Here is a 14,780-nt window from a genome sequence, read left to right as displayed (position 1 = left end):
ATGGTCAATATATCGCACCATGCAAACAAACTCAACTTCTCTCGTAAACAGGGTAACAAACGGATAAATCCATGAACAATCAATCAAGAAACCGCTAAAAAGAAACCACTCCACAGCGGCAAAGGCGACAATGGTCGATATATCGCACCATCATCGACTCCAGGAAAGGCACATTTTCCTCCACGCCCGACCCCATTTACTCAAATCGCAAATATAATCTATTGATTTCAAACTGTTACAAAATTACCGCCTGCCATGGTACGTTTTTTGTTACCAGAACATACTGGTAAGGTATGTCCCATTTGACGGCTGTTGATAAAAAGACAGGCAGCGCTGCCGCCGGTGGCAACTGCTGATTTATTATTCACCCACAATTTGAGAGAAAAAATGAAAAAAGAACAAACCAGACTAGCCTGGCCCCTTTCTGTTTCGGAAATCGAACAAGTCCACCACACCGCCTTGGATATTCTTGAAAAAATCGGCATGGGAAAACCACCGGAGGAGCTAAAGGCCCTGGCCCTGGAAAAAGGATGCACGATCTCCAATGAAGGCCGTCTTTGCTTCCCCAGAACCTTGATTGAAGACATTCTGTCAAAATGCATCCCAAGAACAGTTCTGCCGAGCCGGGGCGGCGCACCGGTTCAACTTGATGACGGTTTTGCCCATTTCGGCCACATCGGGGTTGCCCCGTCCGTGGTGGATTTTGAGACCGGGGAATACCGGGACTCCACGCTGGTCGATCTATACGACCTGAACCGACTTTTTGATGCATTGCCCGGCATGTCAACAGGGGATGTTCCTGTCTCTGCCACAAACATATCTGATCCGGGCAGCGTCGGCGTGAATACCCTTTACGCCATTCTGGCGGCGACCAATAAGCACGCAATCGTGGACATGGCCGACCAAGACCAGCTTGAACCGATGATACAGCTTCTGGAAATGATCATCGGCAAAGATAAAAAAGGCATTGATTCGCCGGTCACATTTATCTACTGTCCCACCACATCGCCGCTTAACTACGAAAAAAAATACATGTCCATGTGTTTGGACGTTGTCAAAAAAGGATATCCCGTCACCCCACTTATCGCCCCCATGGCCGGAGCGGCAGCACCGGCAACCCTGGCAGGCGCCCTGGCCATGACCGTAGCTGAAGCGCTGGGCGTCCTTGCCGCCGTTCAGATGCAATCCCCCGGTCACCCCACGATGCTTGGCGTCTGGCCTTTTGTGGCAGACCTTCACACCGGAGGCTTTGCAGGGGGAGCGGCTGAAGAACCTCTGCTTTCGGCTGCGGCAGCCCAAATGATCAAATGGTACGGCATTGAAGGAACCGTACCTTCAGGAATGACCGACTCCAAATTGATTGATGCGCAATCCGGATATGAAAAGGGTATCTCGGTGGCCCTTGCCGCCTTGGGAGGCGGCACCTTTGTCGGAGAAGCCGCGGGCATGCAGGGCAGCCTTATGGGTGCTTCCTTTGAAGCCTTTGTGCTTGATCAGGATATGCTCTCCTATATCAACCGCCTTCAGCGCGGCATTGCCGTAAACGAAGAAACCCTCGGATTTTCAATGATAGCGGATGTCGTCAAACAAGGCATTGGCAATTTCCTCTATCACCCCCTGACAATGAAGTACATGCGGTCGGAGTATGAATATCCCCAATTTGCAGATAGAACCATGATAAACCAGTGGAAAGCCAAGGGGAAACCGGATATTCGACAAAAGGCAAGAGAGAAAACAAGAAAACTGCTTTGCGAACATTATCCGGCATATATTGATCCGGATCTGGATGCCAGGATTCGAAAGACCTTTAACATTGAACTTAATACTGAAGATATGCGGCCAAAGTGCGGCCGCTGGTAACCTTCCAAACCGACTATCAACAGTCCTCCCTTTCGCAGGAACAGACATGCTGTTCAAGCGTGAGGGGAGGGAACAACCAACCCTATAAAAGTTCGCAGGAGCTATTATGGCTGAAGACAATACGCAGAAACTGAAACGAAGTGCAACATGGAAACTTGGCGTAACGATTATACTCACAGGCATCCTGGACTGGACCTACCTGAGCGGCCCTGCCGTGGAAAAGGTCGGTGCCTGGGCACCGCTGGCATGGATTAGCACGGTTGTGGCCATCGCCGTCATCTGCTACTGCTCGCTGGAAATTCTTTTGATGTTTCCGAACAAAGCAGGGGGACTTGCCACCTGCATCATTGAGGGCTTCAAGAAGCGGCACCCGATTTTTGCTGTCATATCCCAATGGGGATACGTCACGGGCTGGGGACTTGCCGTAGGTGCCATTGCCGCATTTGCCAGCTATTTTATCAAGTATTTCATCGAATTTCCCGATGCCTATATCAATTATGTGGCCATCGGGATCTTGACAGGCGTATTTCTGATTAACCTGATCAGTATCGAGATTATAGAAAAACTTCAAAGCCTGATTTTCGTCCTGTTCGGCCTGACCGTAATGGTCATCGCAGGGGCATTTATCAAACTGCCGATGCTTTCTCCTGACTTTTCAGGCGTTCAGATCAACGCATCCGACACCAACCCCGCTGCCGTATTTTTAAGTGCATGCTTCCTTGTTGGATGGTCGGCCTGCGCCATGGAGGCGGTACTCACCCTGATCGCCGAATACAAGCAACCGGAAAAAGACACCAAAAAAGCCTTGTCGTCAAGCGCCGCCGTCATGCTCGTCATGACGCTGACCATCTGCGGAGCCATGACCTGGTATCTTCCGCTGGACGTGGTCTTAAACGATCCTTACACCCCCCTGCTGCCCCTGGCTGAAACCATTTACGGGTCCATGTTCGCCAGGATTTTTGGCTTTTGTCTCATTGTCGGCTTGGTTATAGGCGCAAACGCCTGCTTTCTGCCGGCCTCCCGAGTGCTGTTTGAAGCCTCCCGAAGCGGGTTGATGCCGAAATGCTTTGGAAAACTCAACAAAAACCAGGTCCCCTTCGTGGCCATCTTATCAATTTATGCCGTCAATTTCTTGTTTCTAATGACAACAGGAGGCGAACAACCGACATTTATGGTGGTTGCCGGAGGCATTTCGTACTTTCTGATGGTGTTCTTTGCTGGCCTTGCAGTACCTATGATGAGAAAAGATTTCCCCGACTTGGCTCGCCCCTATAAAACGCCGAATCTGATTTGCGCCCTGAGTGTTGTCGCTTCCTTTTTCTTTCTTACACTCCTGATTGCCGGAACCATCCCCTACGGTCTGAAAAACTGTTTGTACGGCATCGGCGCAACGCTTGTAGCCATTCCGTTGTACTGGTACAGGGTGCATGTCGAAGACAAACGCGAAGCTGAGCCAATCCAAGACAGCGTATAATATATTTCGTACATTTCTTTTAAAAGGTGGCCTCAATATGGTTAACTGGCAATCGCCAAAACAAACCATCAACCACGAAGGAGGCCACCATAAAAGAGCATTACCCCAAAAAGCTTGGCAATATCATTGTAAAACTCACAAATCCAGCGTATACCACCATCTCGACAAGCCGGTTCGGAGGGGGCAGCAGAAGAGAAGATCATGGTGGACCCGAAACGAGCTTATCAGGCGAACATCGGGGATATCGTTGAAGTGGAACTTGACAAACTGGTAATGCTGATCTCTTCACACAACAGGCAATGACCTCCTTTATCCGAATGTATCAACTCCGACCTCGAAAATTTCCAATTCCCGCTGAATCAATCCAGACAAGCTAACCCGAGATTTTCTTTCGCGTTATCCATAATGTCAAGATCGATACAGAGCATGTCTTCGATCCTGAAAGCAGGGTTGCCGAAAACGACTCAGAATTACGGGAGAAAGCTAATATTGCAGGCAGTTTTCCATCTGTTCTCCTTGTAATATTTGGAAATCGCGGATACCATAATCACGGTTGTATCTGATTATGGTCGTGTTGCCAGTGAACCTGCAAAATCAACTTAGGAGCCTAGCATGGATACGAGAACAGTAGAGACAACACGAGTTGACGCAAAGGATAATGTAACGGTCAAGAGCACAGATAGGCGTAAGATCATAAAAATAATGGCAGGCGGCGTCACCGCTGTGGCTGCTTACAATACATTGCCTGTCAAGTGGGATGTGCCTGTGATTCAGCAAATATTTCTTCCTGCACATGCTGCCACAAGCGGTGAAGCAGTTTCCCCACCCGAATCTGCGATTATTTCAAGTTCCCCGTCTTCTCTCTCTGCAACTAATGTAACAGATCCACCAGATACTGGTGATGACATATATATCGTCTTTGACGGTGCGACCAGCCTTACTTTAGTGTATGTCGGTGATTTAGAACCGCATCCACCTTCTCCTAATGCAGTAATAGGGATTGACACAGATTATGATGTTCCATCAGTATGGGAACATTATGATAATGGAAGCAATTGGACGGTTCTCTCTACTAATGTAACTTCAGGCTACCTGCCGTCCGGTTCGTATTTTATAATTATATCCGGCGCAACCCCAGGCAGCACATTCAGAGTCGATTTCGATGTCTCGGTCGACAGCAATTTGCCGCCAACTGCAACAGTCAGCAATGTTACAGCTCAGCCAGTAACGTAACATAGGACAACATTTCGCTCAGATCTGCTAATAAACGAGTGCCTTGCGCAGGCCCCTGCGAGGCACTTTTCAGCGCTCTGCAAACAATCCGCGCAATGTGTGCTATGGACAACTCAGCTGCTTATAAAGCCACCCCGCGATCATTACCGCATAGCCATCTATCGCCGCCACTATTGTACCCACTAACTCACGACAATGGATTCTCCATTTCCTGCTGAAGCATTACACTGCCACCAGTGAATTCGCTGGACTCGCCTATTGCTCCAGCCCGGACTTTATCGCTTGATTACTGCGAATAATTTCGCAAAACCGTATCTCCAAAGTCCGGCCTGCCTGTAACCAAGATGAAAGCACGGGCGAAGATGGTTCATTCCCGGACCCCGCTCGGAGCAATCTTTATCGACTATCTACAGCTTGCGACCGGGACCGGTAACAACCGCGAGCAGGAAATCGCGGATATCACCCGTAACCTGAAATTTCAGCATTCTTTTCTTTTGCAAGCTTGCGAATAGCTGGAAGATCCTCGGCCATCCACGTGTACACAGTAAGTTCATCACGCTGTATCGCTCTACAAATATGGTGTTGCGGACTAAGCCCGGTTTTTTTCAAGCATCCTGACAACGGACACTTCGCTCAATTTGACTTTACCTTGCCGTAAGATTCCCGCGGGACTACCCATGAGGGCGCTCCCAGATTTTTAAAATTATACGATCAGATACGTTCCAGCATATCAACAACGAAACAATAATCCTCCGTTTATTCCACCAAATCCAGAGTTACACGTTAATACAGATGGGGCCGCAAGCGGAAGCGGGCTCGTACCGGAAAGGCGGCAAATAGTCTTTTCACCTTTTACCAGCCCCACCGTTGGTGGCAACACCATTTCCTGTATACTTTGCACTGCTAGCAGCGCCTCCACAATCCCGGCCGCGCCCAGGCTGTGACCAAGGCTGCCTTTGACGGAACAAAGAGGCGTATGAGGCGGCATGGTTTTATTAAACGCCACAAGTTCCATGGCATCGTTGTACACGGTGGCCGTACCATGACCATTAATGCCGCCAATATCTGGCGGATTATCAGCCATAATCTGCTGCAACACCGACAGCAGACCGACCCCGGTCCTGCTTGGTGCAGTAATATGAACAGCATCACAAGCAATAGCCCAGGAATCTGCATAGACAGGGTTGTCACCTGAGTCAAGCAGTGCATCCTCAGCCGAGAGCAACATCCAGCCGCCCCCATCTCCCAAGGAGAGTCCATCCCTGTTGCAGTCAAAAGGTCTGGCACCGGTTGGGGACAACGACTTGAGACTTGAAAAGCCCGTGACAACGAAATGGGAAAGCAGATCGAAACCGACAATCAGGGCATGGTCAACCTTGCCAGAGCGAATATCCATAGCCCCACGGATAACCGCTATCAATCCAGATACACAGGCCGCGCTCACCGTCACCGGCTCCTGCAGCCCCATCTTTCGCGCGAGATAATCTCCCACCTGCCAAGGCTGTCCCGTCAATTGCATGTCCAATACCGGATCGACCGGTTCATCGATCGCTGCCTTGGTCGTCGCACAAAACAGCGCGGTCTTTCCTGTTAGCATGGGAACGTCTGCAAGCAGCCGGTCAAGCATGGATCGCAACCGCAGCCAGCTACCGAAAGAACCTTCCAGCCCATCGATCACTCCGAGAGGCAACGGGTCCATCGAACTTTGAAACTGCTGAACGTCAAGCCCGCGTTTCCCCGCCAACAACCCGTTCCACGTCTGCTGCAGATCACCAAGCGGTGTGAGGATATTTCCTGCAGCAACCATGACCCGACGCGTCATGAGCCCCACCCTCCGGAACGCCATTTTCTCCGAAATGATTCCAGCCACTCTGGCACAACCAGCAGCATGGTCCCATCGGGTTCAGTCATCAGCTGGACCGTATACCCCGTCGCCGCCTGTCTGTCTTCATGGTTGTAGATGACGTAGGAAAAATTGAGGCGTGCCGCATCGGACCAGTGCAGGCTGGTCTCGATCCGCACCATCTCATCAAACCGGAGGACACGCCGGTAGTCGATATGCATCTTCACGATGGGGGCGACGGTATTGTTTACCATAAAGCTCTGGTAAGTAAGTCCGTAGGCGTCACCGAAGGCGATGCGACCGTCTTCAAGATAGCTGGGATATCGTCCATGCCAGACCATCCCAAGCCCATCAACCTCTTCGAACCGGACCCGACGTTCACAGGTCACCGTAAGCGGTTCCGGCGCCAGAAGATCGGGTGGAAAATATTCGTTCCGTGCTCCCATACCTCAATCCACCCTCGGCTCTACGGAGACAAACAAGGCCTCTCCTCCTGCGATTTTTTCACCGTTGTCTTTGTCAATACCAAATTCCACGAACCAGCTCTCTTTTTTTTCTTCTTGCAGTTGCACCCGGACAACAACCTGTTCATCCGGCGAAACGCCACTCCGGAACTTCACCCGCTTATACACCACGGGACGAACCTCTTGTCCGAGCACTGCCCCAGTGACATACCTGACGGCAGCAAGCTGAACTACGGCAGGGAGGATAGGGGCTCCGGGGAAATGCCCTTCAAATCCGGGATAATCCGGACCAAAGGTAAAAACAGCATGTCCAGAAAGATCACCTATGGCAAAATCAATTCCCCTGCAGCACGAGAGAAGACTCCTGTACAGGGAGACCATCGCTCTACCTTCCGTGTTCATTTCGTCCCACCCTCTATTTCCTTTATGGCAACTCTTACGCCCAGCCACGGTTGACCATACACTATGGTATTTCCAGCTTTCGTCTTGATTTTTTTTATTTCCCAAAGAGTAAAAGGGCCGGCTTTCAGGTATTTGACGATGTTCCCCTCCCGTCCGACCTCGGCACAGAAAGTACTCAGCATATCCCTGCTGCATGGCCTCCGCACCGGTTCCTCAAGAAATATCCGCCGCAACATCACCGTCAGAAAGTCGCCGACACGGCTTTTTTTCATCACTCCCCGCAAACCTCCCGCACCCTCTTCAGGATCGGAAACAACCGCCCCTTGAAGCAGGACCACCCCGGTAGCGTCAAGCAGTGCAAACGACAATCCATCGTATTTGTCCTGCACTGCCAGCAAACCTGAAAAACGATGCCGCCCCCACTGCTCGATAATAATATTGGCAAGAAGACCTGCCTGCCTCGCCTGTCGGTCCGAGCCCGATACTGTATAGAGTCCGGGCCGACCGCAACCAGACAGCAGCACCACCACCATAATACAGGTGACCAGCCGGCTCATGACCGACCCCTTTTCCCGACGATCAACGGACTGATGACGAGGGCCGTCGGCCATGCCGCGCCGATCCCTACGAGAACCGTCACCCCCAGGGAGTAAAGCGCAGGGTGGTCGGCAAAAGCAAGGACACCGAAACCGACAAGCGAACTGGCCGCACAAACGGAAACGGCGTACTTGGCGCTCACCGCGACCCGATCTAACCGTGAGCAGACGACAAAGATACCGTAATCGACACTCAGGCCGATTACCATGATGCCCATGATCAGGTGCATCATATTCAAATCCCCCGACGTTGCCCAGCAAAAAAGGGACATGGCGGACAGGGCAGACACTACCGGCGCCAGCACTGCCGTAACCGCCCGGAAATCACGAAACTGCAGGGAAACGAGAAGCACTACCACAACAGCTGCGAGCGAGGAGAGCAGCAGGATATCCTTTTTCAAGAAATGCTCCACCTCGGCGCGCCATTTCCTGTTCGCCAGCACCGTAATCGAAGAATGTTTTTCCTCATACTCCAATAACGGCTGAAGGTTGTCGTCTGTAATGCCCATGGTGGTCAGCACCAGCCTGCTGCCGACACCATCCCCTCCCCCCCAGGGCCTGAGCATAGTGCCGAGAAGCGGTGCAAAAACCGACTGGTTATAGTCCTGCTCCCTTATCAAGTCCGGTGGAACAATCAAGTTATCAACAAACGGCTGGAAAGCCCGACTTGAAAAACCGTACTTGTCGGCAGACTCGTTGAGTGCCCTCAGTAATTCCGGTTGATTCCGGTCCACAAATTTTCGCCATTGCGCCAACCGCCTCTCCTGGGTGTTCCGGTCCGGTAACAGGACCACCGGGGACTGGATATCTGTATAACCGTTTGTTGTAATAAAGGTAAATAGCTTTCCCGCAGCCTGCAGAGCCTTTTCCGTTGTTGTTCCAGTGGCCGCAACGAAGGCCTGTTCCCCCTTTTCGCCCCATGTTGCCGCAAAACGTTTCTCGACATCAACCACCTCCCTGGCAGAAGCGTCCAACACCGCCAGGTCCCCGTTATAATGGAGATGAGGCCAGCAGAGGACACCCGCTGCGACAAGCGACAGCCACATGGCCAGAATCCACCGGCCAGCGTGAGAATGGTTCTCTACCGGAGCTGCGTCCGACGCATCTGTTGCCGCCCCTTCCCGGTCACCAACAATAGTGGGAATGAGCAGCCAGGCAAAAACCACCCCAAAGAGGACTCCCGCAAGCGCCAGCACCGCCATCTGTCGGTGGGAGGCGACATCGGAGAGAAGCAGGACGACCAGAACCGATACCGTGGTGAGACAGGCGAAAAGTATAGGTTTGCGCACTTCCCTCAAAATTTTTTTTCGCCCCCCCTTTTCACGGGTCAAGGCGAGATAAAGATGCACGGAAAAGTCCACGGCGATGCCAAGGATCACAATCCCGAATCCCAGCGCAAGCGCGCCTATTTCGCCGAAGATAAATCGGGTAATGCCGATGGCGGGCAGCGCCCCCAGAAAGGGGACTCCAAACACCACCACGGCCCGGATATCGCGTAAAGTAAAAGCCAGCAGCAATGTCAGCATAACGGTTGCCGCCGCCAGCAGAAAGCGTAAATCTTTCTTGATAATGCGGCTGTTCGCCAGGGTGTGCGGCAAGGTACCTATCATCTCGGCACTTATGCCCGGTTGCAGAACCGTCTCGAATATGGCCTGCAGTTCATCATCCAACAACTCACTATTTTTAGAATCGGTGAGCGAAACCGTGCTCTCGGCAAGAACGAGCAGGCTCCGCCCGTCCCGGCTCATGAGAAACCCCGCGTCGGGCCGGACCTGGAACTCAGCCTGGAGAAAAGCAAGCTTGTTCAGGAGTACGGACAAAAAGTCCAGCGGGTCGTGCCGCACCCGCTCTTTCATCGCCATACCGACCGGGCTGTTGAGCAGAAGGAAGTTCTCGCGCATCGCCTCTTTAATGGCTGCAGGGGTCAGTTTCCGCTCTATCTGTTCAAGATCCCCTTCATCCAGAAGCAGTGGAAGCATATGGAGTAACAGAGTAAAGAGATCTCCTGAAAGATCAACGGGCAGGTGTGCCAGCACATTGGTAAAATCGTCCCTGCCAACAAGTGCCTGGCCAAGCGCTTCAGCGCTTTTTTGCAGAGCGTCGCGGGCCGTGTCTGCCGACAGATACAACTGACCGTCGGCAGAAAGGGAGATGAAGATCCTGTCCACAAGACCGATCTGCTGCAACATCTGCAGGTCGCCACGGACCGCCCCGTCCGGCAAAAGGTCGAGGGCGTCGTCATTGATGGTGAGACGAGCCGCCGAAAGACCACCAGCCAGGACAAGGAGAAGAACGACAATCCACCGTATGATACACTTGTCAGTCATCGATCCAGCAGGAGCGGAACAATTCGTCCGCCAACGCACCGTTTACCATCGGTTCACCAAAAACAATACGGGTCGTATCCCCGCCCGCCTCATTGATTGTCACCTCCGCCGGCTGCATACTTGGCTGCGCAAAGGTGATAACAACAGAGGCTATATATTCTTTCTCTTTCTCACTTACCGGTGTCACCACCAGAGTTGCCGGTTTTTCCAGCCTGAGGGCATATCGATCTTCCATCGCTGCAAAATCCCCGCTGATCCACAGCTGCAGCTGCCCGCCAACAGCCCGCATTACCGGGTCTTTCGTCATATCGAACACTACAGGGTCCCCCCGGTCGCTGCAGCGCATTCCCGTCTCGCCGTCAAAGATAAGGACTGAAAGAACGGGGTCGATAAACTCCCAACGCAGCCTGTTGGGCCTGGCCATGGCAAGTTTCCCTGTAAAAACAACAGGTCGATCAAACATGGCCAACCGCTTCTCCTGGGTAAACGGACCAGCCAGTGAAACAACTTCCGCAGAGTGCTGCCGCAACCCGGCCAGGAAAGCATCTAGGTCAGCACGCTGAGCCGCAATCGCGGGAAAAACAAAGCCGAGAATAACAAGGGTGATACAGTAAATAACTCTTCGCATCTTTTCAGCCCGGATCTTCCCACACCTTGATATCGCCTTCAGCAACAAGCCGCCCATCGCAAAAGACCTCGCCGTGAATTATTCTCACCGCCCCGAACTCAAACGTTTTCTCGGTTACAATCTTCAACTCTGCACCGGGTGATACAGATCCGGAAAAACGAAACGTGTCGATCCCCACCAGCATACCGCCCGACATCTTCTCACCAGCACACGCTGCATCATAACCGTTGGCCATCGCCACAGCCTGGGCCACCACTTCCACAAAATATTCGGGAAAAATAAACTGATCGTCAAAACAGATACCGGAGGCGGGCATAACTCCACTCGCAACTGCCCTTTCCCCCGAACGCTCCAGCAAAGTGTCTACAAAACGCATGGGCGGCCTGTGCGGCAGGTATTGCCCGCCGTCCTGCGGTAATTCCGCTTTTCTCTGCGGCTTCAATTCGTCGCAGCTCACATGTACATCCCCCCGTTGACGCTTAACACCTGCCCCGTGATATAGGAGGCGTCATCGCTGAGCAGGAAACGAACAACTCCGGCGACCTCTTCCACCTTGCCGACACGGCCGAGGGGAATAAGTGGCAAAATCCTGTCCAGGGGGAGTTTTCCAATCATCTCAGTCTCGATAAGGCCGGGTGACACCACATTGACCAGAACATTGCGCCGCGCAAGTTCACGGGCGAGCGCCTTCGAGGCTCCAATGAGCCCGGCCTTGGCAGCCGAGTAGTTGACCTGACCCACCTGTCCCGTTTCACCGGAAAGAGACGCAAGCGTGATGATCCTCCCCTCACGCTTCACCACCATGTACTTTGAAAACAACTTGCCGAGGATAAAAAAAGAGTTGAGATGCACATCGATGACCTGGTCCCACTCCTCACGCTTCATCATAGGCAACAATGTGTCCCGTGCAATGCCGGCGTTGTGTACCACGCCAAACGGCACCTGCTTTTCAAGAAGCGGTGACAGCGCATCGACCGCCGCTTTCTCGTCGGATACATCGAAAGGAAGGAGGATACAGGTTCGCCCCAGCTCCTCAACCCGCTCCCGTATCGCTTCGGCCTGTGCGGCAGAACTGCGGTAATTCAGCCAGATATCATACCCGGCCTCAGCCAGGTTGACGGCGATTGCCGCCCCGATTCCTCGGCTGCCGCCACTGATAAAAACTGTTTTCGCCTCTCCCATCTAGACTCCCTCAAACGACCTGATATTCATACACACCGTGCCGTATAACGATTCTACCCGGCAAGGATTTACCCCCAGCCGCCCCTCTTTCACCAGCAACCTCGAAAGCATGGCTGCAGCGCCGAGATACCCGGGCGTTGTTTCCTGCTTCCCACCCAGAGATACCGTTTCCTGCAGACTCAACCTGTCTTTTCCCTCAGTACCGCCGGATTCTATTTCCAGGTCTTCCAGCAGAAATAGCGGTTTTCCTGAAAGCGCGGTTCTTTCCAACAGCCAGCAAACAACACCGGCGGGCCATGGTTCTGCTCCCCCCCCATACCGACTTGTACCATCGATGAGCACGTCGCTGTAGGTTTCCACCTGCAACACAAGGCAGCGATCAAGCATGCCGCTCTCTATGGCCGCCATGCCCTGCTGAAGCGCTCTGAAAAAAGGAAAGCTGAAGTCGGTCAGCGTAACTGAACAACCACGGATACCCAGAATAGATGCAATATATCCCGCAGCGGTGTTAAAAACCGAAAGAGAAAAGAGTATCGGCGAAACAGGCTGCTGTGTAACCACCTGGTCCAGCACCTCGAAGTTGGTCTGCATGGGGCCAAACGCAGAACCCAGGTACATTCCGGTTTTCTTTGCCGAAAAGCCCCCTTTTTCCATACAACCGGCAAGGACACCGTGGCCAGCCGTAACACCCAGGTGGACAAAGTCGTCCGCCCTCCGCAACTGCCGCGCCAGTTCACCGGGAACGGTAAGGTTATCCAGCGTTGAACGAAAACAGTTTGTCACCGGCACCGTCATCGGCCGCACCCCTCCATGACCAGCACCGCGTTGGAACCGCCAAAAGCAAGGGACTGGCTTATGCCGATCCGGCCCGTCAACGCCATTTTTTCTCCCTCGGCAAGAGGGCTGAAATGAAAATCGGGATCAACCCTGCTGCACCCCGGTGTGCCCGTAATTTCACCACAGTTCAGCGTCAACAGGGTCAGCACCGCCTCGACACCGCCGGCCGCTCCCAAGGTGTGCCCCGTTGCCCCCTTGGTTGAGACCATCGGCTGCATGTCGGAATCAAACCCCATGGATTTCATAGCGTTCGTTTCCGCCCTGTCGTTGGCGGGCGTACCGGTACCATGCGCGTTGATCATGGCGATATCAGCAATGGTGGCGCCGGCGTCCGTCAAGGCCAGGGCGGTTGCCTGCTTCAACCCCCGCCCTTCCGGATGAGGCGCCGTGGGATGGTGCGCATCGCCGGCAATACCGTACCCGAGAACCCTGCCGTAGACCTCCCTTCCCGAAGCGTGCACTGAATGCTCCTTTTCCAGGACCAAGATTCCGGCCCCTTCCCCTAGATTCAACCCCTGCCGGTTTTTATCAAAAGGACGACACCGATCTTGAGAAACCAGCATCAGGCTCCTGAAGCCGTGACAGGCGACCCGGGAGAGTTCATCCGCTCCACCGCAGATGACGATGTCGCAGAGATCAACATCCAGCCAGCTCTTTGCCAGCCCCACGGCATCAGCCCCGGAAGCACAGGCGTTGGTGATCACCGCCCGCGGTCCCGAGAGCCCGAGCAACTCCTGGATACGTTCGGCGAGATTGGCATTTAAATAAGTGTTAAACGCCAGCGAGTCTGTCTCCCTGCCATTTTTCCAGTCGATATAATACGCTTCGTTGTGGAAGGTGCAGCCCACCGTCGTCCCGAGAGCAACCCCCACACGCCGTCTATTCAATTGTGCCAGGCTCAGGCCGGTGCGGGCCAGCGCCTCATCCACGGCCTGCAGGGCCAGCCGCACAGTACGGTTCACCTCATAGGGCTGATTTTCAAGCAGGTTCGTCGGCAACAGGTCATACTGTTGGTGAAGCTCCGCCACAAAAACAGGGGCTGAAAACGAAGGGGGAAAGAATCCCTCCATGGCCGCGGTCCGGACCACTCCAGCCTGCAGGTTGGTAAAAGCTGCCTCGCTGTTTCGTCCCGGCGCGGCAACCAGGCCATAGCCGGTTACTGCCGCGCCTCGTGTCCCATCCTTTGCCATGATCCTATTTTGCAAGTTTGACAACCGTCCCCTTCAAAGCGACGTTCACCATTACTGATCCAACCAGGCACCTGTACTCCGTCTCGCTTGATTCCTCGACATTCTTGATATTGGAGACCAGCCCGAGGACCGCGTTACCACCCTCTTTTCTCGCCCGCTCCTGGAACACGATCAACGCCGAAGCGAGGGCACGGGCGCAGGCATCCTCATCCGCCTTCATGAAGCCGTTGGTACGCTTTGAGGTCTTGTACACACCAATTTTTTTACTGACTGCAGGATGGCTCTGGTTGCCCCAGTACATGGCGATATCCCCGTCCAATATCTCCTGCACCGCAGCGCTCGACCTGGCACTTTCCAGGGTGAGTGTTTTCTTGACGTCAGCAGCGGAGACGCTTACCGCCGAAAGCAGACATACGGCAACTACTGCCCATTTGATCTTCTTCACTGACTTCCCTCCAAATTCATAACAATCTATTGCCTTCTTTCCAGAATGAACACAGCCAGGGCATTCACCGATTCAAAGGCTTTCTGGCCCTCGTCCATATCGGCGATCTGCACATCAAAATGTTTCTGGACCAGCACAACCAGCTCAACCGCATCCAGCGAATCGAGCCCGAGGCCTTCTCCGAAGAGCGGAGCCTCGTCTGCTATTTCCTCCGGTGTTATTCCCGGAATTTTTAGATCGTTTATCAATATTTCCTTTATCTTCTTCTTTGTCTGTTCCATGTTCCTACCACAATCTAT

At 53.2% G+C, this 14,780-nt stretch carries 15 protein-coding genes and 1 pseudogene; 4 read left to right on the top strand and 12 right to left on the bottom strand.

What is annotated here, in order from left to right; all coding sequences use genetic code 11:
- Positions 1–387 precede the first annotated feature (387 nt).
- The 4 genes and pseudogenes from BLQ17_RS14660 to BLQ17_RS23715 all read left to right on the top strand — a co-directional run.
- Positions 388–1,860: a trimethylamine methyltransferase family protein gene (locus BLQ17_RS14660; protein ID WP_143005519.1), complete on the top strand. Its 1,473-nt coding sequence runs from the start codon at positions 388–390 to the stop codon at positions 1,858–1,860.
- A 106-nt stretch (positions 1,861–1,966) separates the two neighbouring features.
- The gene (locus BLQ17_RS14655) at positions 1,967–3,334 is read left to right on the top strand and encodes an APC family permease (RefSeq protein ID WP_092224148.1); all 1,368 of its coding nucleotides are present in this window, start codon (positions 1,967–1,969) and stop codon (positions 3,332–3,334) included.
- A gap of 612 nt (positions 3,335–3,946) precedes the next feature.
- Entirely contained in the window at positions 3,947–4,567 is a 621-nt protein-coding gene (locus BLQ17_RS14650) for a hypothetical protein (RefSeq protein WP_092224146.1), read from the top strand.
- A 326-nt stretch (positions 4,568–4,893) separates the two neighbouring features.
- Positions 4,894–5,079 (top strand): annotated as a pseudogene (locus tag BLQ17_RS23715) (DnaB-like helicase C-terminal domain-containing protein); the annotation flags it as partial.
- Positions 5,080–5,297: 218 nt separating this feature from the next.
- On the opposite strand, the gene BLQ17_RS14640 reads toward BLQ17_RS23715, so the two are convergent.
- Genes BLQ17_RS14640 through BLQ17_RS14585 form a run of 12 tightly spaced genes read right to left on the bottom strand, consistent with a single transcriptional unit; the run spans position 5,298 to position 14,762 of the window.
- Entirely contained in the window at positions 5,298–6,389 is a 1,092-nt protein-coding gene (locus BLQ17_RS14640; RefSeq protein WP_176761250.1) for a beta-ketoacyl synthase N-terminal-like domain-containing protein, read from the bottom strand.
- Positions 6,386–6,856: an acyl-CoA thioesterase gene (locus BLQ17_RS14635; protein WP_092224140.1), complete on the bottom strand. Its 471-nt coding sequence runs from the start codon at positions 6,854–6,856 to the stop codon at positions 6,386–6,388. Before BLQ17_RS14635 ends, BLQ17_RS14640 begins: the two co-directional genes overlap by 4 nt.
- 3 nt (positions 6,857–6,859) lie before the next feature.
- A complete protein-coding gene (locus tag BLQ17_RS22290; RefSeq protein WP_176761249.1) occupies positions 6,860–7,276 on the bottom strand; it encodes an ApeI family dehydratase in 417 nt (138 codons plus the stop codon).
- Positions 7,273–7,887 carry a hypothetical protein gene (locus BLQ17_RS22675; protein WP_176761248.1) on the bottom strand — a complete coding sequence of 205 codons (615 nt, stop codon included), beginning with the start codon at positions 7,885–7,887 and terminating at the stop codon, positions 7,273–7,275. The genes BLQ17_RS22290 and BLQ17_RS22675 overlap by 4 nt, the downstream gene beginning before the upstream one ends.
- Complete coding sequence (locus BLQ17_RS14620) at positions 7,830–10,199, bottom strand: MMPL family transporter (protein ID WP_092224136.1); 2,370 nt, start codon at positions 10,197–10,199, stop codon at positions 7,830–7,832. The genes BLQ17_RS22675 and BLQ17_RS14620 overlap by 58 nt, the downstream gene beginning before the upstream one ends.
- Positions 10,192–10,827, bottom strand: a complete 636-nt coding sequence (locus tag BLQ17_RS14615; protein WP_176761247.1) for a LolA family protein — start codon at positions 10,825–10,827, stop codon at positions 10,192–10,194. Before BLQ17_RS14615 ends, BLQ17_RS14620 begins: the two co-directional genes overlap by 8 nt.
- Before the next feature lie 4 nt (positions 10,828–10,831).
- Positions 10,832–11,284: a hotdog family protein gene (locus BLQ17_RS14610; RefSeq protein ID WP_245695162.1), complete on the bottom strand. Its 453-nt coding sequence runs from the start codon at positions 11,282–11,284 to the stop codon at positions 10,832–10,834.
- Complete coding sequence (gene fabG, locus BLQ17_RS14605; RefSeq protein WP_092224132.1) at positions 11,281–12,009, bottom strand: 3-oxoacyl-ACP reductase FabG; 729 nt, start codon at positions 12,007–12,009, stop codon at positions 11,281–11,283. Before fabG ends, BLQ17_RS14610 begins: the two co-directional genes overlap by 4 nt.
- Positions 12,010–12,804, bottom strand: coding sequence for a beta-ketoacyl synthase chain length factor (locus tag BLQ17_RS14600; RefSeq protein ID WP_092224130.1), 795 nt, complete (start codon positions 12,802–12,804; stop codon positions 12,010–12,012).
- Positions 12,801–14,036: a beta-ketoacyl-[acyl-carrier-protein] synthase family protein gene (locus tag BLQ17_RS14595; RefSeq protein ID WP_092224128.1), complete on the bottom strand. Its 1,236-nt coding sequence runs from the start codon at positions 14,034–14,036 to the stop codon at positions 12,801–12,803. The genes BLQ17_RS14600 and BLQ17_RS14595 overlap by 4 nt, the downstream gene beginning before the upstream one ends.
- Before the next feature lie 4 nt (positions 14,037–14,040).
- Positions 14,041–14,481, bottom strand: a complete 441-nt coding sequence (locus tag BLQ17_RS14590; RefSeq protein ID WP_218121808.1) for a hypothetical protein — start codon at positions 14,479–14,481, stop codon at positions 14,041–14,043.
- Between the two features lie 26 nt (positions 14,482–14,507).
- Complete coding sequence (locus BLQ17_RS14585; RefSeq protein ID WP_092224126.1) at positions 14,508–14,762, bottom strand: phosphopantetheine-binding protein; 255 nt, start codon at positions 14,760–14,762, stop codon at positions 14,508–14,510.
- Positions 14,763–14,780: the final 18 nt, after the last annotated feature.

Source organism: Desulforhopalus singaporensis (assembly GCF_900104445.1).
Classification (GTDB): domain Bacteria; phylum Desulfobacterota; class Desulfobulbia; order Desulfobulbales; family Desulfocapsaceae; genus Desulforhopalus_A; species Desulforhopalus_A singaporensis.
Note: the sequence above shows the minus strand (reverse complement) of the source record. Positions and strands in the feature narration are given on the sequence as shown.